This is a genomic window from Microbacterium sp. NPDC060117 (genome assembly GCF_042729315.1).
GTDB lineage: Bacteria > Actinomycetota > Actinomycetes > Actinomycetales > Microbacteriaceae > Microbacterium.
Genome location: NZ_JBHWXR010000002.1, coordinates 211,126 through 236,344 on the forward strand (window position 1 = coordinate 211,126; position 25,219 = coordinate 236,344).

Below are 25,219 nucleotides of genomic sequence, written 5' to 3' on the forward strand. Positions count from 1 at the left end.
TTCGCGTCGGTGTGGCCAGGTCAGGCGGGCGGTGTCAGGCGGGATCCAGGGCCCGGCGCGGGACGACCACGACCGGTACGGGGGAGTGCCGCACGACCTTGGTCGCGTTGGATCCGAGGAAGACCCGGGCGATCGGCCCGAGACTGCTCGATCCTACGACCAGCACCTCGTCCGCGTCCCACTCCACGTCGTCCACGGCGGACTCCCACGTGTCGCCGAGGCCGATCACGGTGCCGGCGAGTTCGGGCGCGCCCGGCAGCGCGGACACCTCCGAGAGCAGCTGCGCGGCGTGGGCCTGAATGTCGTCGGCCCACTGCTCGGCGATGCTCCGCTCGGCGTCGAACCCCGCCCCGGCCGTGCCGGAGACGTTCGGCACGATGGCGAACGACGCGATGCGCAAGGCTGCCCCGACCGAGCCCGCCACGGTCGCCGCGCCGAACACGAGGTCCGCCGACGAGTCCGTGCCACGGTAGGCCGCGGTGACGCGACCGACCCGGACATCGCCCTTGGTGCGGAAGCCGCGCGGTGCGATCGCGACCGGAACCGCCGCCGCGTGCAGCAGCGCATCGCTCTCGGATCCCAGGGCGATCCGCCCGAGCGGGGCCGCGGAGGAGGAGCCGATCACGATCATGCCGACGTCGCGCCTCTCGGCGAGCTCGAGCAGCCCGCGCCGGGCGGACGATGCCTCGTGCAGGACGAACTGCGCGGGTACCGATCCGCCGAGCACGGCGGCGGCGTGGTCGAGCACGGTGTTGGCGGCGTCGTGGGTGTAGGCCTGCCATTCGGCGTCGTCGCGGGCGGTCGCCGCGCGCGGCCAGGTCTCCGGGATCACCGTCGTGACGATCAGGTCGGTGTCCGCAGACCGCGCCAGCATCGCCGCGAGGTGCAGCACCGACGCCGAGCGGCTCGCAGGATTCAGGCCGACGAGGAGGCTCATCGCTCGCCGTCCGTCCGGCGTTCGGCTGCAGCCTGGCGCACCTCGCCCGTGCTGGGCTGGGCGACGGCGGTGGTGTACGGGACGTCCGGGGCGGCGACGACGGGGTGGCCGACCGCCAGCGCCGAGCGCTTGCGCCCGTAGAACCAGTAGAAGACGAGGAACACGGCCGCCCACGCGAGGAACACCAGGATCGTGATGAGGCGCAGCTGCGTGATGATCGCGATGCAGCCGATGATCGACAGGATCGGGATCGTCCAGCCGAGCGGCAGGCGGAAGCCGCGCTCCAGCTCGGGCTCGCGCACGCGCAGGATGATCACGCCGATCGACACCACGAGGAACGCGACCAGGGTGCCGATACTGGTCATCTCGGCGAGGAAGTTGATCGGGACCACCGCGGCGAGGACGCTCGTCGCGATCACCACGATGATCGTGTTGTTCACGGGGGAGAGGGTGCGCGGGTCGACCTTCGCGAACACCGGGGGGATCATGCCGTCGCGCGACATCGCGAACAGGATCCGCGTCTGGCCGTAGAGGCAGACCAGCGTGACCGAGAAGATCGAGATGATCGCGCCGACAGCCACGACGGTGCCCGGCCAGCTGGATCCGATGATGTTCTGCAGGATCGCGGACAGGCCGGCGTCCTGGTTCTCGAACTTCGCCGGCGCCTGCGCGCCGAGCGCCGCGAGGCAGGTGAGCACGTACAGCGTGATGATGATGCCGAGGGCGAAGATGATGGCGAGGGGCAAATTGCGCTTCGGGTTCTTCGCCTCGTCACCGGCGGTCGAGACGGCGTCGAGACCGACGAACGAGAAGAAGATGATGCCGGCGCCGCCGACGATGCCGGCGAAGCCCGCAGGGGCGAAGTTCTGGAAGTGGTCCGAGTTCCAGCCGGTGAAGGCGACCGCGCAGAAGAACAGCACGACCGAGATCTTGATGACCACCATCACACTGTTGACCAGGGTCGACTCGCGGGCGCCGCGCATCAGCAGCAGTCCGCACAGCACGATGACGATGACGGCGGGGACGTTGATGATGCCGCCCTGCTCGGGAGCCTGCGACAGCTGCACCGGGATCTGCCAGCCGAACAGGTTCTGCAGCAGCTGATTGACGTACTGGGACCAGCCGACTGCGACCGCCGCCGTCGAGACGCCGTATTCGAGCAGCAGGCACGCGCCGACCGCCATGGCCGTTCCCTCGCCGAGCGTCGCGTAGGCGTAGGAGTAGGTCGATCCGGACACCGGCACGGCGCCCGCCATCTCGGCGTAGCAGAGGGCGGTGAGGCCCGCCACGACGCCGCCGATCACGAACGACCAGATCACGGCCGGGCCGGCCACGGGCACGGCCTGAGACAGGATGAAGAAGATTCCCGTACCGAGCGTGCCGCCGACGCCGATCATGGTCAGCGAGAACAGCCCGATGCTTCGTTTCAGGTGGACTTCGCCGGTGCCGACCGGCGTGGTCGGCTTACGGCGCAGCAACTGCTGGGCGATGGTGGTCATTCCAGTCTCCTTTGATTGGATGTGTGATCCTGCACGATCCGGGTTCGGCAGGATCGGGAGTCAGTCTTCTCTCGTCACCCGGAATCGCGCGACATCGGGATCGACCGCGCCGCGGACGTATCCGCTCGGTGACGCGGCCACGGCCTGAAGGAAGGCCACGGTCTGCGCCGTGATCTCCTCGCCCGGGATGACGTTCGGGATCCCCGGGGGGTAGGCGGCGAGGGTGTCGGCCGAGACGCGGCCGATCGCCTGCGCGGCGGGGACGAGTTCTGTCGCCGCGAAGTACGCATCGCGGGGGAGCATGCGCAGGGCGCCGGAGGGCGGCAGCGGGGGGAAGGCGGCGGTGTCGGCCTGGGCGCGCTCGGCGTGCGCCTCGTCGGAGTCGACCGCCGCCGACAGCACGCGGTGCACGTGCTCCAGGTCGGGCGTCTTGCCGGCGCCGATGAGGGCGACGAGGGCGGTGGCGGTCGAGATCTCGAAGTAGATGCCCTCGACCTCGAGCAGATGCTGGCGCAGCCAGTGCCCGCTCACGCCGGTGGCCGACACGTCGATCGGCACGCGGAGCGGATCGGTCGCGACGATGTCGTCGAAGGCGCCGAAGCCGTCGCTGACGACCGCGAACCGCGGATCCTCGCGCAACGCGGCGCGGAAGGCGTTCGCCCCGGCGATCGACCGGCCGATCGTGTCCGTCTCGGTCATGAGCGCGTGCCGGGCGATGTCGAGGGATGCCGTGAGCAGCGCCGAGGAGGACGTCGAGGACGTGGTGGAGACGGCGCGCTCGATGAGCGGTTCGAGGCGTTCCGCGAAGGGGCCGTCACCGAGGTGCAGCATGGCCGACTGGGTGAGGGATCCGGCGAGCTTGTGGGTGCTCGACACGACCAGATCTGCGCCGAGACGGGTGGGTGATTCCGGCAGGTCGGGATGGAAGCCGAAATGCGGTCCCCAGGCCCCGTCCACGATCAGCGGGGCGCCGTGCGCGTGCGCGACCTCGGCGAGGCCTGCGACGTCGGCCACCGATCCGAAGTAGCTCGGCGACACGATGTACACGGCGTTCGCCGGCTGGCCGCGGTCGGCCGCACTGGTCAGGGCGTCGTCGAGGGCGGCGGGAGAGACGCCGTGCGCGATCCCGTACCGGGCATCCACCGAGGGCAGCACGAAGGAGGGCGTGAGCCCTGCGGTGAGCACGCCGTCGCTGAAGCTCGAGTGCGCGCTGCGCTGGGAGAGGATGTTGGCGCCGAGGCCGCGGACCGCGAGCGCCGCGATCCGATTGGCCTGCGAAGCGCCGCCGGCGAGGAACCAGGTGCGCCGCGCGCCCCAGGCGTCGGCCGCGAGCTCGAGCGCCTGGGAGAGGGGTGAGTTCTCGCCGAGGTCGATGTCGTCGAGGAGCATCGGCACGTCGAGCTGCAGCACGCGCTCGCCGAAGTACTCCGCCAGGCGTGCGCTGATGCCGCGGCCGTTGCCGCTGTGACCCGGGACCATCAGCTGGATCGGCGACCGGCTCGCGTGGCGCTCGAGCGCGTCGGCGTACGGGGTCTCGCGGTGGCGGGCATCCGCGATCGGCGTTGCGGACGGGTCGAGGGCGAGTGAGGCGGGGGACGGCATTGGTCCATGGTGCGGCCTGCCCGGCGAGGACGGAATCCCCGTAAATTCTCCTGGCTCACATACTCTGTATGTGACGAAGCGCCGTATCACACGTTCGCTGACATAGGAGGTTGGTGCCCATGCTCGATCTGCGACAGCTGGAAGCGCTCCGTGCGGTGCACGCCGAGGGCTCGGTGACCGCGGCGGCGCGACGCCTCGGCTGGGGGCAGCCGACCGTCGATTACCACCTCAAGAACCTCGAACGCCTCGTCGGCTCGCCCGTGCTGATCCGCTCGTCGCGCGGCAGCAGGCTGACCCCCGTCGGCACACTGCTGCTCGAACGCGCGCAGGAGATCCTGACCCTGGGCGAGCGCGCGATCCGGGATGCCAGAGAACTGACGTCGATGGGGCGGGTGCGCCTGCGATTCGGGACCTTCCCGACCGCCGCGGCGAAGATCCTCCCGGCAGTCGTGGGCCGTGTCGACGACCTGGGGATCGAGGTCGACGCGATGCTCGAGGAGGTGCCGACGCTCGTGGACAGGATCAACCGCGGAGGACTGGATGCCGCGCTCGTGTACACCGTGCCCGGATACGAACTGCCGTTCCGGACGCAGGTCGCGACGAGGGAGGTGCATCGCGATCCGCTCCTGCTGGCCCTCCCGGCCGGGCATTCGCTCGCGACGCCGAGACCGATCGACGTGCCGACGCTGCTGACGCTGTGGCAGGAGCGCTGGCTCTTCGCTGCGGCGGGGAACGATCCGATGGACACGATCGTGATCGATGCCTTCGCCGCACGCGGGCACACGCTCGATGTCGCGATCCGCACGGACGACTTCCAGGTCATGCTCGGGATGATCGCGGCCCGCCTCGCCGTCGGGCTGCTGCCCAGCCTTGCCGTCGGCGGATCCCATCCCGGGATCGTCCTGCGCCCGATCGAGGATCCGTCCTTCGTACGCTCCGTGCTCGTCGCGACCTCGGCGGAGGGCTCGACGCGCGGGCCGTCCACCGCGGTCCGTCAACTGGTGCTGGCGATCCGCGACGCCTTCAGCGCGCTGCCCTCCACATGACCGCCGCGCCCGCGTGACACGCCCGGCGGCCCGCACGTGCCGCCTCGATTGGCGCGGTGAGACAGCCATGTTGTAGGCTGAATGAGTTGTCGCGGGAAGCCGCGAACAGCATCTGGGCCTGTGGCGCAGCTGGTAGCGCACCTGCATGGCATGCAGGGGGTCAGGGGTTCGAGTCCCCTCAGGTCCACCAATGAAAGCCCTCGGTTCGCCGGGGGCTTTCGTCGTCCGGCGACGAGGTCGTGCACGTTCTCGTCGTCGCGACCGGTGCACCGGACGGATGGGCAGCCCGGAGCGTATGGGCGTCAGCCGTGAGGGAGCGATCGTGACCGGAAGCAGGGCAGAGGGCGCCTATCTGCGCGCCCTTGCGGCGTTCAAGACGCCGACGCTCGATCTGCTGCACGGCCGGTACGCGCCCTTCGTCGTCGCGGCGCTCAGTCAGATGTTCTCCGCCGACCGGCCGACCGTCGCGGTCGCCGACGCGCATGTCGAGGTCGGTGAGATGCTGGACCAGCTGCGCGCAGCGGGCTACGAGCGCGAAGACCGGAGACTGCCCGCCACGTCCGGCCGCGAGGTCTGCCGGTACTGGGTCAAGGTCGGCTGGCTCGGGCAGCAGATCGAGGGCGAGAGCGAGGTCTACCGGCTGACGGCGCACGCCGTGCGCGCGCTCGAGATCGCCGACCTCACCGGCGGCGGCTCGCGCGTCTCCAACTCCCGGGTGCGCACCCTGCTCGAGGCGGTGGAGCGCCTCGCGGGGAACGCGGACGACGACCCGGCGCGGCGCCTGAGGCGACTTCGGGCGGAGCGGGCGGCGCTCGACGCCCAGATCGCTGCGCTCGAGGACGGTCCCGCGGATCCCGTCCCGGACGACGAGCTGCTCGAAGAGGCTGAGAACGTGCTGCACCTCTCCCGAGGGCTGCCCGCGGACTTCACGCGGGTCGCGGAGTCGATCAAGGCCATGCAGCGCGACGTGATCCGCGATCTGCGTCGCGACGAGCGTCCGACCGGCGAGGTGCTGCGCGAATACCTGCTGCGCGGCCAGCAGGTCATGCAGTCCACACGCGAAGGGCAGGCGTTCGCCGGCGCGCTGCGGCTCATCGGCGACCCGGAGCGGATCGACGAGCTCACCGATCAGCTGCACGGGCTCCTCTCGCGCCCGTTCGCGCGGCTGCTCGACGGCACGCAGCGCACGGAACTCGACATGATCGGCCGTCGCATGGAACTCGGCGTGCAGGAGGTGCTGACGGCCCAGCGCCGCGCCTCGCACGTCATCGCGGGCCAGGTGCGCACGCACGACCCCGCACGCGACCGCCAGGTGGACGAGCTGCTGCGCGACGTCATCGCGGGGATGCAGGCCTGGACGCAGACGCGAACGCCCGAGACTCCCGTGGATCCGCTCCGCCGCCTACCGGTGGCGAACATCGGCCACCTGCGCCAGTCGCTCGGCGACATCCGTCCTCCCGGGGCGCCGGCGGCGCTGATCACCCAGGGCCAGGACGTCGAGTTCGTCGATGCGGACACGCGCGCCTGGGGCGGCCCGCACTACGCCGAGCTCGAGGCGCACGTCTCCGGACTCGGCGAGACGTTCGATCTCGGCGAGGCGTTCCAGGCCATCGCCGAGCAGGGCACCCGTCGCCCGGTGGATCTGCTCGGCCTGCTCGAGATCGCCCACCGCAACGGCCTCACCGAAGCGGACGGGGTCTCGGTCGTCGAGGCCGTGCGTCCGGATGGCACCGCGCGCCGATTCGCCTTCGGATCCGTGACCGCGCATGCGAGGAAGGAAGAGGAACGATGACCTCCGATGCCACAGAGACCTCCGGGTTCATCGAGCCCGTCGCGATGGAGGACGACCTCGCCGAGCTGTTCCCGGGCGACCGCGGCGTGCTCGACCCCGAGGTGCGGCGCACGCTCGCGCTGATCCTGCACCGGCGCTTCCTGCTCGCCGATCGCAACCGCACCGAGTGGCGCACCCTGCTCGACCACCAGACGGTGATCGAGTCGCGCCTCAACGACCTGTACATCCGGCTGATCGTCGACCACGACCATGGCCTGGCGTACAAGCAGCAGATCCGCATCGATGAGCTCGACATCCCGATCCTGCTGCGCGATACGCCGTACACCCGCTCGGAGACTCTCGTGCTCGTGCACCTGCGCACCGTCTACGAACGGGAGAGCGTCGTCGGCGAGGCCGCGCCGCGCATCGACATCGAGGACGTCGAGCAGACCGTGCTCAGTTACTTCACCGACGCGGACGGCGATATCTCGCGACGCCAGAAGGCCGTGCGCGATGCGATGCGCAAGCTCTCGAACGACGGGATCATCAGCGAGGAGACCACCGGCCGATACCGGATCGGCCCGCTCGTCGAGGTCGTGCTGAGCGCCGAGAAGCTCACCGAGCTGCGCGACTGGCTGCGCGAGACCGCGGCCGAACGACGTGCCGGCACGGGTGCCGTCGGGCTCGACGCTGCTGAGGAAGACCTGGAGGACGTCCTGTCATGACCATGATCGACACGCTCTTCGGGCTCATCCCCGAAGCCTCCCGCGGCCAGCAATGGGTCGCCGAGGACCTCCAGCTCGTGAACTGGGGCGGCTACGACGGCGGGCCGCACCGCGTGCGATTCTCGCCCGCTGCCACCCTCCTCTGCGGCGGATCCGGATCCGGCAAGTCGACGTTGATGGACGCGTACATCGCGCTGATGATGCCCCACACGACGCCGTTCAACGGCGCCTCGAACGGCGGCGTCACGGGGCGTCCGCGTGGCGACGAGCAGCGCAACGTGCTCTCCTACGGTCGCGGCAAGCTCGACGAGACGCGCACCGAGGAGGGCACGAAGGTGCAGGTGCTCCGCGGTGACGGCGAGGACACCTGGACCGCGATCGCGATGACGTGGCGCGACCACGACGGTTCGCGCTTCACCGCCGTGCGCGCCTGGTACATCCCGGCCGGCGCGCGCGTGCTCGAGGACACGGTGCGCGTGCGCGCCACGACGAACGCCGCGTTCGACCTGGCGTCGCTCGAGCGAGCCGCCGCGCAGCGCCTGACGGACGCCTCCGTGCGCGCCGCGGGACTGGAGCCCGTGGGCACGGACCGCGAGTTCTCGGCGCGGCTGCACTCGGTGCTGGGCATCGGGGCCGCGGGAGCAGGCGCGAATGCGATGAGCCTGCTCGCCCGCATCCAGGCGGGGCAGCAGATCACCACGGTCGACGACCTGTACAAGCGACTCGTGCTCGAGGAGCCCGAGACCATGCGCACCGCGGATGCGGTGGTCGTGCATTTCGACGAGCTCGAGAGCACGAAGCAGCGCATGCTCGTCGCGCGCCAGCAGGTCGCGGCACTCGAACCGATCCGTGATCTGCGTCACCGCATCGATGCGGCGGCGGCGCGGATGTCCCTCATCGACGCGGTGGGCGTGTTCGAGGATCCCGGCTCGATCGCCTCCCTCTGGCGTGCCGAGCGGCGCATGGACCTGCTCCGCGATGTCGAGGACGAACTGCGCGACCGCACGCACACCCTCGATGTGCTCGTACGGGAGAAGCGCGTGCAGGCCGAGGTCGCGGAGGTCGAGCACGACGGCCTGCGCGATCTGCTGCGCGAACGCGGCGGCGACAGGCTGGAGACCGCCCAGCGCGAGCTGCGCGGCGTGGAACGACGCCTTGAGGAGGCACAGGCGCTGCGTGCGAGGCTCGACGACGATGTGCGCGGGCTCGGCGTCGAGGTGCACAGCCGGGCGCAGTTCGAGAAGCTCGTGGCCCGCGCCCGCGCCGCCCTCTCCGACGCGAATGCGAAGGGCAGCGCCCGCGACGCGTGGGCGGAGGCACGTCGCACGAGGGACGCGCTCAGAGCCGAGTTCGCGCAGCGGGAGCGGGCGCTCGACGAGGCTTCCGCGTTCGCCGGCAACATCCCGGGCGATCTGTACCGCTCGCGCGAGCTGCTCGCCGCGGCAGCGGGGCTCGAGCCGCATCAGCTCCCGTTCGTGGGTGAGCTCATCGAGGTCCGCACGGAGTACGAGCCGTGGCGGGAGGCCTTCAACCTCGCACTCGGCGGCTTCGCGACGACCGTGCTCCTCGACCTGGCTGACGTCGATCGGTTCCGCACCGCGATCGACGGCGTGCGCACCCCGCGCAGGCTCACCTACCACGGCGTGCACACCGGACTCCGGGCGAGCGGCGGGGGAGCGGATGACCGGCTTCCGGGCCGGCTCGACTACGCCGACACCCCGTTCACGGGCTGGCTGCAGGTGCGGCTCGCCGAACGGTTCGGCTTCGTGTGCGTGACCACCGCCGCCGATCTCGCCGCGCATGAGCAGGCGCTCACGATCACCGGCCAGGTTTCGCGCGGCGATCAGGGCGCGCACGGCGGTCACGGCCGCACTAACGTGCTCGGATTCTCCAACCGCACCCGGCTGCGCGAGCTGGAAGAAGCGGTGGACGAGCTGCGGCCCGGCCTGGAGCGCGCCGAGGAGGCGGTCGCCGCGGCCGAGTCCGCACTCGACCGGTTCGACGTCGAACGAGCGGCCTTCGCCCGCATCTCGGACGTCGTCTGGGACCGGGTCGACGTCGAGGCGCTCGTCGCCGAACAGGAGCGCTGGCGCAGCGTGGAGGCCGAGGTCGCCGAGAAGAACCCCGACATCGCCGGGATCGGTGCGCAGATCGAGAAGGCCAAGCGGCTCGCCGGACGGCTGCGGGAGGAGATCGGCGCGGCCGTCGCGGAACGCCACCAGGTCGAGGAACGCTGGGGCGAGGTCACCGACGACGTGGACGCCGGGCAGACCCTCATCGCGTCGGCGGCCGGATCCGATCGCACGGTGGATGCCGAGCAGGCGCAGTATCTCGACGCCCGCTTCGCCACGCCCGTGTCGGCCAAGGCGGCGCCCTCCGTGCTGCTGGAGCGCTTCGACGGCGCACTGCAGACCGCCGGCGCCCGGCTCACCGAGGACCGCACGGCGGCATTCGACGCCCACCACGAGCAGCGCGAGGCCATGCGCCGGCTGATGAGCGGTTTCCTGGAGCGCTGGGAGAACCCGAACCTGCTCCCGGATCCGGACCTGTACGTCGACGACTTCGAGAGCATCCTCACCGCCCTCGAGACGAGCGGGATGCACCGTCTGGAGAGCGAGTGGCGGGACAGCCTGGTGCACCTCTCGGGCAACGATCTGACCAATCTCGACTCCACACTCGGCCGGGCGCTGCGGGAGATCCGCGAGCGGATCGAGCCGATCAACCGGATCATGCAGGACCTGCCGTTCTACGACGATCACCACCGCCTGCAGATCACCACCCGCGAGAGCCAGTCCGAGGCGCGCAAGCGCTTCCGTCGTGATCTGCGCGAGGTGCGCGGGCTCATCGAGGCCGCCTCCACCGATCAGGAGCGCGAGCAGGCCTATCGCCGGATGTCCCGGCTGATCGGCCACCTGCGGCGCTCCGCGCCCGACTTCGCCGATCTCATCGACGTGCGCAACCACGTGCGGGTGAGCGCCGAGCGGGTCACCGCCGATGCGAAGGTCCACGTCGCGCTGTACGACCACATCGGCGAGAAGTCCGGGGGCGAGTCGCAGGAGCTCATCGCCTTCATCGTCGGCGCGGCGCTCCGGTATCAGCTCGGCGACGCCGGGGCCGAGCGTCCGCGCTACGCCCCGGTGTTCATGGACGAGGCCCTCATCAAGGCCGACGCGCACTTCACCAAGCGCGCGATCGGCGCGTGGCGTGGGCTCGGGTTCCAGCTCGTCATCGGTGCGCCCAACGACAAGTACAGCGCGATCGAACCGCACGTCGACGTGGAGTACGACATCCTGAAGGACACCCAGGGGCGGTCCTGGGCGAAGCTCAAGGTCGCGATGCCCGAGGCGCGCTGAGCGACCGGCGCGTCGGCTCGATGGCGGCGCCCGCGAGCGGCAGCGCCGTCACCACTCGCTGCGGTCCTGCACGGCCCGCAGGTCGCGCAGCGCGCGCTCGTCCTCGCGGGTGAAGGTCGCTCCGCGACGCAGGACTGCCCGAGGCAGCCACGCCGGCAGAGTGCGGCGCGAACGGCGCGGCGCGGCCTCCGTCGCGGGTCGCGGGGAGGCGTCCACGCGGGTCAGGGGGATGCGGAAAGGGGCGGGGTTCGTCGCGGTCTCGGTCATGGCTTCAAAGCTACGAGCGACAGGATCCTGCCACCAGATGGCGGAAAGACTTTCGGCATAAAGATCCAGCCAGTACAATCGACCCATGCTGCAGAGCGTCACTCTTCCCGTGATCGACGGGCTCGCCGTGTTCGAGTTCGGCCTCCTCAGCGAGGTGTTCGGGCTCGACCGCAGCGTCTACTCGGACGTGCCGGCCTTCGACTTCCGCGTGTGCGGCGTCGAGGCGGGCAAGCCGGTGAGCACGGAAGTGGGTGCGCAGGTCATCCCCGCTCACGGGCTCGAGGCGATGGAGCACGCCGACGTGATCGCGGTGCCGGCGGCGCGTGTGCGCCCGGCGGACGAGTATCCGGCGGAGCTGCTGCAGGCGCTGCGCCGAGCCGCCGACCGTGGTGCGATCCTGCTGAGCGCGTGCTCCGGTGCGTTCGTGCTGGGTGCCGCCGGGCTGCTCGACGGCAGGCCGTGCACCACGCACTGGCGGTACGCCGAGGAGCTGCAGCGTCGCTACCCGACGGCCCGCATCGATCCCGATGTGCTCTTCGTGGACGACGGGGACCTGATCACGAGCGCCGGGACCGCGGCGGGCATCGACGCCAGCCTGCACCTCGTGCGCCGTGAGCTGGGAAGCGCGATCGCGAACGTGATCGCCCGGAACATGGTCGTGCCGCCGCAGCGCGACGGGGGGCAGCGGCAGTACATCGAGCGCCCGGTCCCGCAGGCGGACTCCGACGCGCTGGGCGACGTCCTGGCGTACATGAGCGACCGTCTCGGCGCCCCGCACTCGGTCGCGACGCTCGCGCAGCGCGCCCACATGTCCACCCGCACCTTCGCGCGGAGGTTCGTCGCGGAGACCGGTGTGACGCCGATGCAGTGGCTCATCGCCCAGCGCGTGCTGCACGCCCGGCTGGCACTCGAGACGAGCGATGCGTCGATCGAGGAGATCGCCGCGACCTGCGGGTTCGGAAGTGCGACGCTGTTCCGGCATCACTTCACGCGTGAGGTCGGGATCGCCCCGAGCGCCTATCGTCGGTCGTACGCGTGCGACGCATCTGCCGTGGATCCGGATCCGGTCTCGGTCGCGACGCCGCGCGATCTGCTGATGACGCACTAGACGAGGAGAGCGACATGTCCCGGGGAGGGAGCATGCCCGAAGACCGCAGCGATGCGGACCTGCTGGATGCGATGAGATCGGGAGACCCGCACGCCTACGAAGAGCTCTGGCACCGGCACTTCGATTCCGGTCTGAGATATGCGCGCCGCCTCTTCCCGTCGCGCGCGGAGGATCTGGTCTCCGAGTCCTTCCTGTCGATCTATCAGCAGGTCGGCGTGGCGGGCACGGGCCCCGAGTCGGTGTTCCGGCCCTATCTGAAGGCCGTGATCCGCAACACGGCGGCCCACTGGCGCCGAGACGCGGCCCGGCTGGTCGACACGGAAGATCTGGAGCCGGTGGACCACAGGGACGGGCTCAGCCGGGTGGAGCGGCAGGCGGAGTCCGCGGAGATCCTGGCGACGTTCGGCGAGCTCCCGGACCGGTGGCAGCGCGTGCTCTGGCTCTCCGAGGTCGAGGAGGCCGGGCGCTCCGCCATCGCACGGGAGCTCGGAATCAGACCGAACGCGGTGTCGGCGCTGCAGCGCCGCGCACGAACCGGCATGAAGCTCCGCTGGCTCGACCGGCAGGTGCCGAGCGCGCTGCGCCACGATCCCGCCCATGTGGCCCGGCTGCTTCCGCGGCACCTGTCCGATCCCGCGGATGCGGCGCTCGCGACCGCGGTCGCCGTGCACGTCGTCGGCTGCCTCGACTGCGACGATCTGCTCAGGGGGATGCGCGGATCCGTGACCCGGGTGCAGGGCGGGGCGCTCTCGGTCGTTCTGCTCGGGGCGCTCGGCGCCGGCCTGCCCGTCGCCGCGTCCTTGTCGACGACGACCGCGGCGGCGGCCGTGGTCACCACCGCAGGGTCTGGCTTCGCTGCCTGGGCGATCGGCGCGGGGGTGGCCACGGCCACAGTGGGCGGGCTCGTGCTGACATCGCTGTTCACCGTCTCCGCGCCGCCCGAGCAGCCGACGGCGCTGGTGACCCCGGTGCCGGTACCCGCGCCGGACGACGTGCCGGTTCCGGACGATCCTGCGGCACTTCCCGTGCCCGTCGGCGCGCCCGCGCCTCCGCCCGCGCAGTCGGGAGGCCCGGATGCGGTGCCCGTCCCGACGGTGCTTCCTGACGGTCCCGAGCTCGCGCCCGCCGTGCCGGGCACACTCCCCGCGACGGTGACCTCGAACCTCCGCGCCATCGGGTCCGTTCCCGGAGTTCAGGCGGCTTTCGCCGCCGAAGCCGGCCTGGTACCGGCGGTTGCGGAGGCGGACGGATCCCTCCCTCCCGCCGGCGCCTTTGCCGCCACGGTCTCGGCCGCGATGGAGGCGTCGGCGCCGTCGAGTACCGGATCGATGGAGGCGGAGTCGGACGGATCCCTGCCGGCCGGACTCCCGCTGGTCGGATCGCCGCTGATCGGATCCGTGCCGGACGGATCCGTGCTCGGCGGGGACCTTTGGGGCGTGGTCACGTTCGCGACTCCCTCCGCGGGATGCCCGGGCGTCACCGTCGAGCTCCAGATCGATCTTCCCTAGCGGCGCGACCCGCGGGCTTCCGATCGCTCCGTCCAGGGGCCGGCGAGCCGCCCCGCTGCGGGTGGACCGCGGCTCCGGCGTCGTCCGCAATGGCGATCTCGTCCGCGGCGATCACGGCGGCGATCACGGACAGGTTCCAGGCCGCGCTCGGCCGGAGCCGACGCACGTTCGCGGACGCTTCGATCTCGGGGGCCGCCGGGCCCGACGTCGAGCGTCCTGCGTCGGCCGTCTCGTGTTCGCTCATGTTCACTCCTGTCCCGCCCGTCCGTGCCGGGCGTCGCACCCTCGCGGAGGCTGCCGACTCTGGAGAGTCCAAAAGGACTCGGAAGTGACGCGTGGGAGCCTGGGAATCTCCTGGGTGTGGCGGTGCCGTCGGGGAACAGCGGAGGGCTCCGGGACGTTGCACATGCCGTGGACATCCTCGACAGCATCGTGATCGGAGCCGGCCAGGCCGGCCTGTCGAGTTCGCACCATCTGCGCCGGCTCGGTATCGAGCACGTGGTCCTGGACGCGGACGAGGCGCCGGGCGGGGCGTGGCAGCACCGCTGGGACGCCCTCACCATGCAGGACGTGCACGGCGTCGCAGAGCTTCCCGGAGAAGTCCCGCCGCCGCGTACCACGGAGCAGGCGAACCGTGCGGTGCCGTCGTACTTCGCCGCCTACGAGCGCGCCCAGGAGCTGCCGGTGATCCGGCCGGTGCGCGTCGATCGTGTGACGGATGAGGACGGCATCCTCGTGGTGCACGCCGGGGAGCGGGCATGGTTCTCGCGCACCCTGGTCAACGCCACCGGCACATGGACGCAGCCCTTCCTGCCGCACTACCCCGGCATGGAGACCTTCCTCGGCGAGCAGTTCCACACGGTCGACTACCCCGGGCCGGAGCACTTCCGCGGCAAGCGGGTGCTCGTGGTCGGAGGGGGCGCCTCGGCCGTGCAGTTCCTCGGCGCGCTCGCCCCGCTCACCGATGTGCTGTGGGCCACGCGTCGTCCACCGGTGTGGCGCACCGACGACTTCACCCCCGAGGCGGGCGCTGCGGCGGTGGCGCTCGTCGAGCAGCGCGTCGCACAGGGGCTCGCTCCGCAGAGCGTCGTCAGCGTGACCGGCCTCATGCTGCGGCCGCAGGAGCAGGCGGCGGCCCGACTCGGCGTCTACGCCGCGCGCCGGCCCATGTTCGAGCGCGTCGAGCCCGACGGCGTGCGCTGGGCGGACGGTTCGTTCGAGCCGGTGGACGCGATCCTGTGGGCCACGGGGTTCCGACCCGCGATCGGACACCTCGCACCGCTGCACCTGCGCAGCGACCGCGGCGGGATCCGACTCGATCACGACGGGCGCGGCACCACGGCCGTCAAGGACCCTCGGATCCAACTCGTCGGGTACGGCCCGTCCGCGAGCACGATCGGAGCGAACCGTGCGGGACGAGTCGCGGCGCGCGGCGTGCAGCGGTACCTCGCCCGGACATCGGTGGCGGTCGGGGTCGGCTGATCCGGCGACGGGCTCAGCGGATGATGCGGATCGACCCCGTCATGGTGGTCGGGGAGACGGGGCGGGTGATCCGCAGCGCATCGGCGAGAAGCGCTCCGACCTTCGTCCCGATGCACAGGCTGATGAAGATCATCGGGGCGGCTGCAAGTGCCGCCGCATCGAACGACGCGAGCGCCACGAGCCCGACCGTACCGGGGACGAGCAGCAGGAACGCGGGCTGGAACGAGACCGTCGCTGGCACCGCCAGCGTCATCCGCTCCAGCACGCGCGCGGCGAGGAACAGCAGCCCCGCCGTGATGCCGGTGGCGATGGTGCTCCCCGTGAACGGGCTCAGCAGCATGAGCGCCCCGTAGGTGCAGATCATCACGATCACCGTCGCGATCGTGAGCCGGAACCCGGATCCGAAGCTCAGCCCGATCCCGATCGCGAGCACCACCACGCCGACCCAGCTCCAGGCGAGCGGCGGCACCGCCTCCCAGCCGTTGTGACCGGTGACCAGCGAGGTCTCCCCGACCAGGGCGGCGGAGTGCGGATCCACGCGCAGGCCGGTCGCCGCAGCGCCGGTGAAGATCCCCGCGGCCATGAACGTGAGCATGATCAGGCCGTACACGAGACGCGACGCCCCGGTGACGATGTCTGCGGCGGTGAGCTCCAGCAGCGCGTTCGTGATCAGCGCGCCCGGGACCAGGAGCGCCACCGGCGCGCACACGGCGAACAGCGGCACGGCGCCGAGATCGAGCCGGTCGGCGACCACCCCGACGACGAGGGTGGAGATGAGCGAGGCGACGAACGGGATGACCGCGGCCGCGGCCCGGATCCGCTCCGTCGCCATCACGATGGCGGCGACGAGACCGCCGACCACGAGGGCGAGCACCACGGCCCACCACGGGCAGCGGAACAGCACGGCGAGCCCGGCGGCCAGCAGCCCGCCGCCGAGGGCCGTCTGCAAGACCGGGTGGCGCCGCTGCAGACCCCGGATGTGCGCGATGTGCGCCGGCACCTGATCCAGGGTGACGCGGCCGGCCTCCAGCCGCCGGGCGAGACGCGAGGCGTGCGCGGTCTGGCGGAAGGTCAGCCCTGGTCCGCCGCCGGCCGAGATCGTGGTCGCGCCTGGCACGCCGGGACGGCTCACGAACACGTGCTCGGGGAGGACGGCGAATGCGAGCTCGGCGCCGGGAACGGTGGCGTCGCGGGCGCGCTCGAGCGTGCCGCGCACGTCGGTCACGGACACGCCGGCGTCCAGCAGCAGCGCGCCGAGATCGCCGAGCGCGACGTCGGGGGAGATCGGGTCGGACATCACTTGAAATCGTAGAACCTGTGTCCGGTCCTCGCGATGAAGGCGCTCAGGACGGCGGCCTTAGGCTGGAGGGATGCGGCTGCTCCCGGTACGTCCCGTTGCGCCGCACCCGGCGCGGCGCGCGGGCGCGGCGCTCCTGCTGCTCACGACGCTGCTCGCCGTCACGGCGTGCGGATCGGGCGTCGCCTCGGACGGTCTCCGCACGACGACGCCCTCCGCGCAGACGCAGGGCCCCGCGCCGTCGCCCGGCGCCGACGGACGATCCCGCGTGCGGGAGATCGTGAACCGGATGGATCTCGCCCAGCAGGCGTCCAGCGTGGTGATGGGCAACGTGCCGGGAACGGATCCGGCATCGATGCGCGCGATGATGAGCGGCGGCTTCGGGGTGTTCATCCTGATGGGCTCCAACATGCCCGGCACCCCCGAGGAGCTGCATGCGATGACCGCGGCGCTCACGACCGACCCCTCGCTGCCGCCGCTGATCGCGACGGACGAGGAAGGCGGCGACGTGGTCCGCCTGCCCTGGGACGACCAGCCCGGCGCGGACGTGCTCAAAGCGCAACCGGCGGACGCCACCCGAGCCGCGTTCGCCCAGCGCGGGCAGCTGCTCGCGCAATCCGGCGTGACCGTCAACTTCGGCGTGGTCGCGGACGTCGCCGGATCGCCGGAGTCGTTCATCTACGACCGGTCGTTCGGGACGGATCCTGCCGCAGCGGCCGAACGGGTCGACGCCGCCGTGCGCGGGCAGGCGCCCTGGGTCTCCGCCACCCTCAAGCACTTCCCGGGGCACGGCGCCGCCGAGGGCGACTCGCACCACATGATCCCGAGCACCGGGATGGACCTCGCCACCTGGCGCGCTCAGGTGGCACCGCCGTTCCTCGCCGGAATCCGTGCGGGCGCGCCGATCGTGATGATGGGGCATCTCGCGTACACCGCCGTCGACGCCCAGCCGGCGTCCCTGTCACCGCGCTGGCATCAGATCCTGCGCGACGAGCTCGGCTTCCAGGGCGTCATCGTCACCGATGACCTCGACATGCTCGTCGACTCCGGTGACGCGGCCTATGCCGACGAGGTGGCCGACGCCGTGCGCTCGGTCGCCGCCGGAAGCGACCTCGTGCTGGCCCTGGACGGCGCGGGGCCGGACACGGCGCAGAAGATCGCTGACGGACTGGTCGCGGCCGTGCACAGCGGAGCGCTCCCCGCAGCGCGCCTCAGCGACGCCGCCTCCCGGGTGGTCGCGCTCCGCCTGGACATCGCCGATCGCAGCCGCTGACGGGTCCGGCGCCGCGGGCGGTGTTCGTCAGTCCGCTGCACCCAGCCAGGCCTCGAGGATCCGGAGGCGCAGCGCGGTGCTCCGCTCGGCGAAGTCGCGCTGCCGGCGCACGTACTCGGCCTTGCCGTCCGCGGTCTCGATCCGCACGGGGACCACGCCCCACGCGCTCAGATCGTAGGGGGCGGCCTCCATGTCCAGGATCCGGATGTCCCGGGCCAGCTCGAAGGCGTCCAGCAGGATCTCACCCGGCACGAGCGGGCCGAGCTTCATCGCCCACTTGTACACGTCCATGCCTGCATGCAGGCATCCGGGCTGCTCCGTCAGCGGCTGCGTCTCGCGGGTCGGGACGAGCCGGTTGCGCGGCGCCGCCTCCGGGGTGAAGAACCGGTACGCGTCGATGTGCGTGCAGCGCAGCTCGCCCTGTTCCACGACGGCATCGGTGCCCGCCTGGCCGAGTCGCAGCGGCACCTCGTGCCGGTGCTCCGGGGTGCGATAGACCATCGCCCATTCGTGCAGACCGAAGCAGCCGAACTGGCCGGGACGGGCGGCCGTGCGGGCGAGCATCGCGTGCACGAGGCGCGCGAGCTCGGGCTTCTCCGCGGCGAAAGCGGTGGCATCGGGCATCACGGATACGGTGCCGGGCTCCGTCGCGGGCGCAGGGGAGTACCAGCGCCACTCCGCGCGCTCGGGGGCGTCGTCCAGCACCACGCCGGCACCGGGGTGCCAGCGCCGCAGCTGCCCCGGCTTGTAGCCGTAGTACGTGAACAGGAAATCGTGGACCGGGTGCTTCTCGCGCCGCGCCTGACGGTCGCGATGCTCCGCGGTCAGCGCATCGGCGCGCTCCGCGTGGGCCTCGGCGCGTGCCGACCACGTGGCGCGATCGAGGCGCGGGGGTGCGACCGTGGCGGCGACCGTGATCTCCGATGGCAGGGGAGCGAGGGCCGGTTCGCCGTCGGCGGGGCTCATGGCTCCGAGCGCACGACGCCGGCGTCGATGAGCTCGTCGAGGATCCCGGCGCCGTCCTCCGCGCTCACCCACGGCGCGAGGTCCTCGTCCCGTGCCTCCGTGTCGGCGGCGTCACCGTCGGCCCGGGCCGCGGCACGACGTCCGGCGAGCACGCCTTCCGCGGGGAGCAGACGACGGATCGCGACCGCCGCGACGTTCTCGGGGTGATCGACGAGGAACTGTCCGTAGATGGCCTCGTCGTGCTGCCCGTCGTCGCCGATCAGCAGCCACCGCATGTGCGGGAACTCCTCGGCGAGCCGTCCGAGGTTCTGCAGCTTGTGCTCGCGCCCGCTGCGGAACCAGCGCTCGTGCGTCGGGCCCCAGTCGGTGAGCAGCATGGATCCGGCCGGGAACAGATGCCGGGAGAGGAAGCGGTTGAGCGTCGGCGCCACGTTCCAGGCGCCCGTGGAGAGGTAGATCATCGGCGAGCCCGGATTGTCCCGCATGAGACGTTCGAGCAGCACCGCCATTCCGGGGACCGGGGTGCGGGCGTGCTCGTCGACGACGAAGGAGTTCCAGGCCGCGATCAGCGGGCGCGGCAGGGCGGTCACCATCACGGTGTCGTCGACATCGGATACGACGCCGAAGCGCACGTCGTCGGCGACGACGAACACCCGTGCGGGGATCGGATCCTGTCCCTCGACCGCCATCGTGACCTGCTGCCACCCGCTGGACAGGTCGGCCTCGATGCGGCAGTCGATCACTCCGCCGCGATCGGCGGCGACCTCGTGCGTGCGTCCCGCGACAGTGATCGTGACGGTCGCGAAGCTCACCGGGATACCCACGAAGCTGCGCCAGCCGCGCACGCTTGCGTCCTTGCCCCGCCCGCGCGTCTTCGGCAGGATCAGCACGCGGCCGACCACCCGGATCCAGCCGGGTCCGCCGTAGCCGGGGAAGGGCACGACACTCGCGGTGCGGCCCCGTCTGCGGGCGCGCCGTTCACGCCACGCGTGGAAGCGGTGCTCCAGGCGGGCGAACCAGTGGATCCGCTCCGGTCGGGATGAGGACGAGGGCATAGCGGCTCTAGTCTTTCACGTTCCGCCGCAGACGCCTCCTCCGGGACGGAACGCGCCCCCTCGCGGGCTGGGATAATCTGGAGGTTGCCCTGTTCGGGGCATTCTTTTCCCCTGCCGCAGAGAATGGTCGTCGCGTTGTCTGAGAACCCGTCCCACGCCGCATCCCCGTCGAATGACGACGAGTCGCAGTCGGCGCACGAGCTTCAGGCGCACCAGGTGCAGCGGCTTCAGGCCAAATGGCAGAAGTACTGGGCCGAGAACGAGACCTTCAAGGCGGGCGGCGTCGAGGACGTGCGTCCGCGCAAGTACGTGCTGGCGATGTTCCCATACCCGTCCGGCGACCTGCACATGGGGCACGCCGAGAACTACCTCTACAGCGACATCGTGGCGCGCTTCTGGCGGCACCGCGGGCACAACGTCCTCAACCCCATCGGCTGGGACTCGTTCGGCCTGCCGGCAGAGAACGCCGCCATCCGCCGTGGAGCGGATCCGCGCGAATGGACGTACCAGAACATCGCGCAGCAGAAGGCGAGCTTCCAGACCTACGGCGTCTCGTTCGACTGGTCGCGCGAGCTGCACACTTCCGACGAGGAGTACTACCGCTGGAACCAGTGGCTGTTCCTGAAGCTGTACGAGCGGGGACTGGCGTACCGCAAGAAGAGCCCGGTGAACTGGTGCCCGAACGACCAGACGGTGCTGGCCAACGAGCAGGTCGTCGACGGGCGCTGCGAGCGCTGCGGCGCCGAGGTCGTGAAGAAGAACCTCACCCAGTGGTACTTCAAGATCACCGACTACGCCGACCGTCTGCTCGACGACCTGAACCAGCTCGAGGGCTTCTGGCCGCACAAGGTGCTGCAGATGCAGCGCAACTGGATCGGCCGTTCGGTGGGCGCCGACGTCGACTTCGCGATCGAGGGTCGCGAAGGCGTCGTCACCGTGTTCTCCACTCGTCCGGACACCCTGCACGGCGCCACCTTCATGGTCGTCGCCCCCGATTCGGATCTGGCCGCGGAGCTGGCCGCCGGCTCGTCGGCCGAGGTGCGGACGCGCTTCGCGGAGTACCTCGCGCAGGTGCAGAAGACGAGCGAGATCGACCGGCAGGCGACCGACCGGCCGAAGACCGGCGTGTTCCTGGACCGCTTCGCGATCAATCCCGTCAACGGCGAACGGCTGCCGATCTGGGCTGCCGACTATGTGCTGGCCGACTACGGACACGGCGCGGTCATGGCCGTGCCCGCGCACGACCAGCGCGACCTCGACTTCGCCCGTGCCTTCGACCTGCCCGTGAAGGTCGTGGTCGACACGACCGCCCCGATCACCGGCGCGCTGCCGGTGATCGAGGTCGACGAGGACGGCGTGCCGATCGAGCCGCTGGAATCGCTCGACGACCAGCATCCGGCGAAGACCGGGATCGCTCTGACCGGCGACGGGCGGATGATCAACTCCGGTGAACTGAACGGCCTGTCCAAGCGCAACGCGATCGCCCGCGCGATCGAGCAGCTGGAGGCGGCCGGCACCGGACGTGCCGCGAAGAACTACCGTCTGCGCGACTGGCTGATCTCCCGCCAGCGCTTCTGGGGCACCCCGATCCCGATGCTGCACACGCAGGACGGCGAGATCGTCCCGGTTCCGGAGGAGCACCTGCCGGTGCGCCTGCCCAGCATCGAGGGCCTGGACCTGTCGCCGAAGGGTTCCTCGCCGCTGGGCGCCGCCACCAGCTGGGTGCAGACGACCGTGCCCGGCACCGGCGAGCCGGCGCTGCGCGATCCGGACACCATGGACACGTTCGTGGACAGCTCCTGGTACTACCTGCGCTTCCTCTCGCCGAACAGCGACACCGTCGCCTTCGACCCGGACGAGGCGCGCCGGTGGGCGCCCATCGACTCCTACATCGGCGGAGTCGAGCACGCGATCCTGCACCTGCTGTACGCCCGGTTCATCACCAAGGTCCTCTTCGACATGGGCCTGATCGACTTCACCGAGCCGTTCTCCAGCCTCATCAACCAGGGCATGGTGATCCTCGACGGGGCGAAGATGTCGAAGAGCAAGGGGAACCTGGTGCTCTTCCAGGAGGAGCTCGACGCCTACGGCGCCGACGCCCTGCGCGTGGCGCTGGCCTTCGCCGGCCCCGTGGAGGACGACAAGGACTGGAAGGACGTCTCGACCACTGGCGCGCAGAAGTTCCTGGCTCGTGCGCTGCGTGCGGCGCACGACGTCGCGAGCCCCGTGGACGTCGTCTTCGACGGCGGGGATGCGGCGCTGCGCCGGGTCACTCACCATCTGCTGGCCGACGCGCCCGCGCTCGTGGAGCAGACCAAGTTCAACGTGCTCGTCGCGCGCCTGATGGAGCTCGTGAACGCGATCCGCAAGACGATCGACGCCGGATCCGGCCCCGCCGACCCCGCCGTGCGCGAGGCCGCCGAGACGGTCGCCGTCATGCTGGACCTCGTCGCGCCGCACACGGCCGAGGAAATCTGGGAGATCCTCGGGCACGAGCCGTCCGTCGGACTCGTGACGTGGCGCCAGGCCGACCCCCTGCTGCTCGTCGAGGACACCGCCACCTGCGCGGTGCAGGTCAACGGCAAGGTGCGCGCGACGCTCGAGGTGCCGGCCAAGATCGGCGACGCGGACCTCGAGGCGCTGGCCCGCGCGGACGAGAAGGTGCAGCGCGCGTTGGACGGCAAGGAGATCGTGCGCGTCATCGTCCGCGCCCCGAAGATCGTGAACTTCGCCGTCAAGGGCTGAGTTCCGTTGCGCTCCGGGGGGAAGGGAGCGCGCGCCCTCCGGGTGATGCGGCGCGTGCTCGGCACGATGGTCCTGGTCGCCGTGCTCGCCGGCGCTGGTCTGCTGCTGGCGTGGCAGCTGCCGCGTCCGGTCAGCACCACCAGCGCGATCGGCGTGCTCTGGCACCACCACGATGACGAGCTCGGCGCCGCATGGAACCACGAGACGTGCAGGGCGGGAGTGTGCCGGCAGGACTTCCGCGCGGGCACGATCTACGCGGCTGTGAACGGCTTCGCGCACATCGTGCGGGCCGGCGCGGTCGGCGCGGCGTTCGACGAGCTCGGCGGGGTGGCGAGGCTGGGGCTGCCGATCGCGGAGCAGAGCGGATCCGCCGACCGGCCGTGGCAGGCGTTCCAGCACGCCGGCATCTTCGCGAACGGCGACGATGCCCCGATCCTGGTGCGCGGCGCGCTCTGGCGGTCGTGGCTGCGTTACTCCCAGGAGCGCGGCGGGCTCGGGTTCCCGAAGGGGGCTGAGCACGCGGACCGGCGTGGCACGGTCGTCCAGGAGTTCGTGAACGGCACGATCTACATGCGCGACGGCAGGGCCGTGCCCACCGTCTCGGACATCGCAGACGCTCATCGTCGCGCGGCGGGCGCGTCCGGACCGCTGGGCTACCCGAAGAGCACGCAGCGGGCGGTCGGCGATCGTCTTGTGCAGGAGTTCGACGGCGGCGAGGTGTGGTGGTCCGCCGGCACCGGCGCGGCCTCGGTGCAAGCGCCGTTCCTGGCCGCGTACCACGATCGCGGCGGGGCGGGCGGTGCGCTCGGCCTGCCGACGGCCGACGCGTCACGGCTCCAGGGCGGCTCGATGCAGACGTTCCAGGGCGGCGCGCTGTACCGCTCCGACAAGGACGGGGCGGTCCTCGCGACCGCGGCGGGCGACATCCAGAACCGGTACCAGGAGCTGGGCGGTCCTGAGGGCGAGCTCGGCCTGCCGACGGGGGAGAAGATCGACGTCGCGGGCGGCCGCTATCAGGCCTTCACAGGTGGTGTGCTGGTATGGCACGAGGGCGCCGGGGTGTTCCGCCTCGATGCGGAGAACTTCGCGATCTGGGCGGCGGATCCGGCCCGTTTCGGCTGGCCGACGAAGGACACGCGGGTCGATGACCGCGGCGCGCACCAGGACTGGGAGAAGGCGCAGACGGTGCTGCGCGCGGGGCGCCTGCTCACGGTCCCCGCGACGGCGGTCGACGGATCCACCGCCGTGCTCATCTGCGACTCCCAGTGCTCGGGCGACTCCTGGATCGATCAGGGCGCGCGCAGCGCGGGGTTCCCGAACATCGCGAAGTTCGGATATCCGGGATCCGGTTACCTTGCTCCGATCGCGGGAAGCACAGCGGGCGTCGTCGAGAGCGTGGCGCGCAACCGCGTGCTGCTGCCCGAAGGAGACCCGGGCGTCGTGATCGTCACCCTGGGCGGCAACGACACGGCGCAGAAGCGCCCCGCGGCCGAGGTCGTCGCCGCAGAGGACCAGCTGATCGGTCTGCTGAGGCAGGCCTACCCGAACGCCCCGATCGTCGTGAACGGAGTCATGAGTCGCAGCGACGCCGCGCACGCCGCACGGCGCGCGATGGACGCCGTGGTCACCGAGGAGGCGCGGAACCAGGGCGTCGCCGCGATCTCGGTCGCAGGCTGGGTCAGTGACTACTCCGCGCCCCAGGCGGATGCGGTGCATCTGACGCCAGCAGGTCATGCGCGGATCGCTCCGCACTTCGCGGAGGCTCTGCGCGCGGCGCTCGGGCGCTGACCGTCGGTCCGCGGGCCGCACGTGTCGCCGAACGCGGACGGGCAGTCCGGAGAGAGCGTGCCGCGGGCATGCGCACCAGCAGCTGCGCCGATCGCCGCACGCGGACGGGAGTGGATCCGGTCAGATCCGCTCGAGCGGGTTGTCGGCGAGCTTGCCCAGCAGGCCGCCGTCGACGAGGCGTCGCGCGTGGCTGTGCGGCTTGCGCGCCGACTGCTGCTGGACGCGGTCGCCGAACTCCTCGGCGAGGCCGAGCCGGGGGAACGCCGCGAGCACCTCGCGGCGGAACTCGAGGGGGATCTCCTCGTCGCGGCGCCCTGAGATGTCGAGCCCCGTCGACGTCTCGAGCAGGTATCCCTCGAGGTCCTCGTCGGGGTCCACGGACGGCCAGTTGTGCCGCACGATGATCTCGTTGACGCGGCGCTGCCGTCCGGCGGACCATCCTGCTCCGGCCGCCAGCGCCTCGCCGACGAAGCCACCCGCCTCCTCGTAGCCGAGGACGTGGTTGTCGTATGCAGGGGCGAGCCCGATGTCGTGCAGCACGGCTCCGGTGTACAGAAGCTCGTGATCGATACCGCGGCGCCCCTCGACGACGGCGAACGCCTCGGCCCACAGCCAGCTGCGCAGCACGTGGTTGACGAGCGCAGGGGACTGGAACCGCATCACCAGTTCGTGCGCCCCACGGGCGGCAGCAGTGTCGGGCGGGAGGAAGTCGTGCAGGCGCATGGCGGCTCCGGGTCGATCGATCGGTGCGATCAGCGTATCGGTCGACGCGGGTCGAGGAGCCCGTGCGCCGTGCA

Annotated in this window: 18 protein-coding genes and 1 tRNA gene; 11 read left to right on the plus strand and 8 right to left on the minus strand. The window is 71.2% G+C overall.

From position 1 onward, the window contains the following. Positions 1-34 precede the first annotated feature (34 nt). From ACFWCK_RS07140 to ACFWCK_RS07150, 3 genes are read right to left on the minus strand one after another with little or no spacing between them, the layout of a single operon-like run. A complete protein-coding gene (locus ACFWCK_RS07140) occupies positions 35-937 on the minus strand; it encodes a universal stress protein (RefSeq protein ID WP_378805211.1) in 903 nt (300 codons plus the stop codon). Beyond that, positions 934-2,436, minus strand: coding sequence for an amino acid permease (locus tag ACFWCK_RS07145; RefSeq protein WP_378805212.1), 1,503 nt, complete (start codon positions 2,434-2,436; stop codon positions 934-936). Before ACFWCK_RS07145 ends, ACFWCK_RS07140 begins: the two co-directional genes overlap by 4 nt. 60 nt (positions 2,437-2,496) lie before the next feature. Further along, positions 2,497-4,038 carry an aminotransferase class I/II-fold pyridoxal phosphate-dependent enzyme gene (locus ACFWCK_RS07150; protein ID WP_378805213.1) on the minus strand — a complete coding sequence of 514 codons (1,542 nt, stop codon included), beginning with the start codon at positions 4,036-4,038 and terminating at the stop codon, positions 2,497-2,499. A 119-nt stretch (positions 4,039-4,157) separates the two neighbouring features. On the opposite strand from ACFWCK_RS07150, the gene ACFWCK_RS07155 reads away from it, so the two are divergent. The 5 genes from ACFWCK_RS07155 (at position 4,158) to ACFWCK_RS07175 (ending at position 10,933) form a co-directional block, all read left to right on the plus strand. Continuing rightward, entirely contained in the window at positions 4,158-5,084 is a 927-nt protein-coding gene (locus tag ACFWCK_RS07155) for a LysR family transcriptional regulator (protein ID WP_378805214.1), read from the plus strand. 114 nt (positions 5,085-5,198) lie between these two features. Then, positions 5,199-5,274, plus strand: a tRNA-Ala gene (locus ACFWCK_RS07160). A gap of 132 nt (positions 5,275-5,406) precedes the next feature. After that, on the plus strand, positions 5,407-6,876 hold the full coding sequence (locus tag ACFWCK_RS07165; protein WP_378805216.1) for a DUF3375 domain-containing protein: 1,470 nt from the start codon (positions 5,407-5,409) through the stop codon (positions 6,874-6,876). Then, the gene (locus ACFWCK_RS07170; protein WP_378805217.1) at positions 6,873-7,580 is read left to right on the plus strand and encodes a DUF4194 domain-containing protein; all 708 of its coding nucleotides are present in this window, start codon (positions 6,873-6,875) and stop codon (positions 7,578-7,580) included. The genes ACFWCK_RS07165 and ACFWCK_RS07170 overlap by 4 nt, the downstream gene beginning before the upstream one ends. After that, positions 7,577-10,933: an ATP-binding protein gene (locus ACFWCK_RS07175; protein ID WP_378805218.1), complete on the plus strand. Its 3,357-nt coding sequence runs from the start codon at positions 7,577-7,579 to the stop codon at positions 10,931-10,933. The genes ACFWCK_RS07170 and ACFWCK_RS07175 overlap by 4 nt, the downstream gene beginning before the upstream one ends. 48 nt (positions 10,934-10,981) lie before the next feature. Here the strand turns inward: ACFWCK_RS07175 and ACFWCK_RS07180 are convergent, their stop codons facing one another. Next, on the minus strand, positions 10,982-11,200 hold the full coding sequence (locus ACFWCK_RS07180; RefSeq protein ID WP_378805219.1) for a hypothetical protein: 219 nt from the start codon (positions 11,198-11,200) through the stop codon (positions 10,982-10,984). Between the two features lie 85 nt (positions 11,201-11,285). Between ACFWCK_RS07180 and ACFWCK_RS07185 the strand changes: the two genes are divergently transcribed. From ACFWCK_RS07185 to ACFWCK_RS07195, 3 genes are all read left to right on the plus strand, one after another. After that, a complete protein-coding gene (locus tag ACFWCK_RS07185) occupies positions 11,286-12,308 on the plus strand; it encodes a helix-turn-helix domain-containing protein (RefSeq protein WP_378805221.1) in 1,023 nt (340 codons plus the stop codon). Positions 12,309-12,340: 32 nt separating this feature from the next. Beyond that, positions 12,341-13,816 carry an RNA polymerase sigma factor gene (locus tag ACFWCK_RS07190; protein ID WP_378805222.1) on the plus strand — a complete coding sequence of 492 codons (1,476 nt, stop codon included), beginning with the start codon at positions 12,341-12,343 and terminating at the stop codon, positions 13,814-13,816. A gap of 411 nt (positions 13,817-14,227) precedes the next feature. Next, positions 14,228-15,298 carry a flavin-containing monooxygenase gene (locus tag ACFWCK_RS07195; RefSeq protein ID WP_378805224.1) on the plus strand — a complete coding sequence of 357 codons (1,071 nt, stop codon included), beginning with the start codon at positions 14,228-14,230 and terminating at the stop codon, positions 15,296-15,298. Positions 15,299-15,311: 13 nt separating this feature from the next. Here ACFWCK_RS07195 and ACFWCK_RS07200 read toward each other — a convergent pair whose 3' ends face one another. Continuing rightward, complete coding sequence (locus ACFWCK_RS07200) at positions 15,312-16,595, minus strand: threonine/serine exporter family protein (protein ID WP_378805225.1); 1,284 nt, start codon at positions 16,593-16,595, stop codon at positions 15,312-15,314. A 73-nt stretch (positions 16,596-16,668) separates the two neighbouring features. On the opposite strand from ACFWCK_RS07200, the gene ACFWCK_RS07205 reads away from it, so the two are divergent. Then, the gene (locus ACFWCK_RS07205; protein WP_378805226.1) at positions 16,669-17,868 is read left to right on the plus strand and encodes a glycoside hydrolase family 3 N-terminal domain-containing protein; all 1,200 of its coding nucleotides are present in this window, start codon (positions 16,669-16,671) and stop codon (positions 17,866-17,868) included. 27 nt (positions 17,869-17,895) lie between these two features. Here the strand turns inward: ACFWCK_RS07205 and ACFWCK_RS07210 are convergent, their stop codons facing one another. Both ACFWCK_RS07210 and ACFWCK_RS07215 read right to left on the minus strand, forming a co-directional pair. After that, entirely contained in the window at positions 17,896-18,834 is a 939-nt protein-coding gene (locus ACFWCK_RS07210; protein ID WP_378805228.1) for a 3-methyladenine DNA glycosylase, read from the minus strand. Continuing rightward, positions 18,831-19,889, minus strand: a complete 1,059-nt coding sequence (locus tag ACFWCK_RS07215) for an App1 family protein (protein WP_233309264.1) — start codon at positions 19,887-19,889, stop codon at positions 18,831-18,833. The genes ACFWCK_RS07210 and ACFWCK_RS07215 overlap by 4 nt, the downstream gene beginning before the upstream one ends. Before the next feature lie 123 nt (positions 19,890-20,012). Here ACFWCK_RS07215 and leuS point away from each other — a divergent pair, with 123 nt between their 5' ends. Further along, complete coding sequence (gene leuS / locus ACFWCK_RS07220; protein WP_378805230.1) at positions 20,013-22,634, plus strand: leucine--tRNA ligase; 2,622 nt, start codon at positions 20,013-20,015, stop codon at positions 22,632-22,634. 54 nt (positions 22,635-22,688) lie between these two features. Beyond that, positions 22,689-24,422: a GDSL-type esterase/lipase family protein gene (locus tag ACFWCK_RS07225; protein WP_378805232.1), complete on the plus strand. Its 1,734-nt coding sequence runs from the start codon at positions 22,689-22,691 to the stop codon at positions 24,420-24,422. Between the two features lie 120 nt (positions 24,423-24,542). Here the strand turns inward: ACFWCK_RS07225 and ACFWCK_RS07230 are convergent, their stop codons facing one another. Continuing rightward, positions 24,543-25,145, minus strand: coding sequence for an HD domain-containing protein (locus ACFWCK_RS07230; RefSeq protein WP_378805233.1), 603 nt, complete (start codon positions 25,143-25,145; stop codon positions 24,543-24,545). Positions 25,146-25,219: the final 74 nt, after the last annotated feature.

Coding starts and splice junctions, on each gene's coding strand:
- ACFWCK_RS07155 (WP_378805214.1), top strand. CDS start 4,158: ATGCTCGATCTGCGACAGCTGGAAGCGCTCCGTGCGGTGCACGCCGAG.
- ACFWCK_RS07175 (WP_378805218.1), top strand. CDS start 7,577: ATGACCATGATCGACACGCTCTTCGGGCTCATCCCCGAAGCCTCCCGC.
- ACFWCK_RS07150 (WP_378805213.1), bottom strand. CDS start 4,038: ATGCCGTCCCCCGCCTCACTCGCCCTCGACCCGTCCGCAACGCCGATC.
- ACFWCK_RS07230 (WP_378805233.1), bottom strand. CDS start 25,145: ATGCGCCTGCACGACTTCCTCCCGCCCGACACTGCTGCCGCCCGTGGG.
- ACFWCK_RS07180 (WP_378805219.1), bottom strand. CDS start 11,200: ATGACCGAGACCGCGACGAACCCCGCCCCTTTCCGCATCCCCCTGACC.
- ACFWCK_RS07200 (WP_378805225.1), bottom strand. CDS start 16,595: ATGTCCGACCCGATCTCCCCCGACGTCGCGCTCGGCGATCTCGGCGCG.
- ACFWCK_RS07170 (WP_378805217.1), top strand. CDS start 6,873: ATGACCTCCGATGCCACAGAGACCTCCGGGTTCATCGAGCCCGTCGCG.
- ACFWCK_RS07140 (WP_378805211.1), bottom strand. CDS start 937: ATGAGCCTCCTCGTCGGCCTGAATCCTGCGAGCCGCTCGGCGTCGGTG.
- ACFWCK_RS07185 (WP_378805221.1), top strand. CDS start 11,286: ATGCTGCAGAGCGTCACTCTTCCCGTGATCGACGGGCTCGCCGTGTTC.
- leuS (WP_378805230.1), top strand. CDS start 20,013: ATGGTCGTCGCGTTGTCTGAGAACCCGTCCCACGCCGCATCCCCGTCG.
- ACFWCK_RS07190 (WP_378805222.1), top strand. CDS start 12,341: ATGCCCGAAGACCGCAGCGATGCGGACCTGCTGGATGCGATGAGATCG.
- ACFWCK_RS07215 (WP_233309264.1), bottom strand. CDS start 19,889: ATGCCCTCGTCCTCATCCCGACCGGAGCGGATCCACTGGTTCGCCCGC.
- ACFWCK_RS07210 (WP_378805228.1), bottom strand. CDS start 18,834: ATGAGCCCCGCCGACGGCGAACCGGCCCTCGCTCCCCTGCCATCGGAG.
- ACFWCK_RS07205 (WP_378805226.1), top strand. CDS start 16,669: ATGCGGCTGCTCCCGGTACGTCCCGTTGCGCCGCACCCGGCGCGGCGC.
- ACFWCK_RS07145 (WP_378805212.1), bottom strand. CDS start 2,436: ATGACCACCATCGCCCAGCAGTTGCTGCGCCGTAAGCCGACCACGCCG.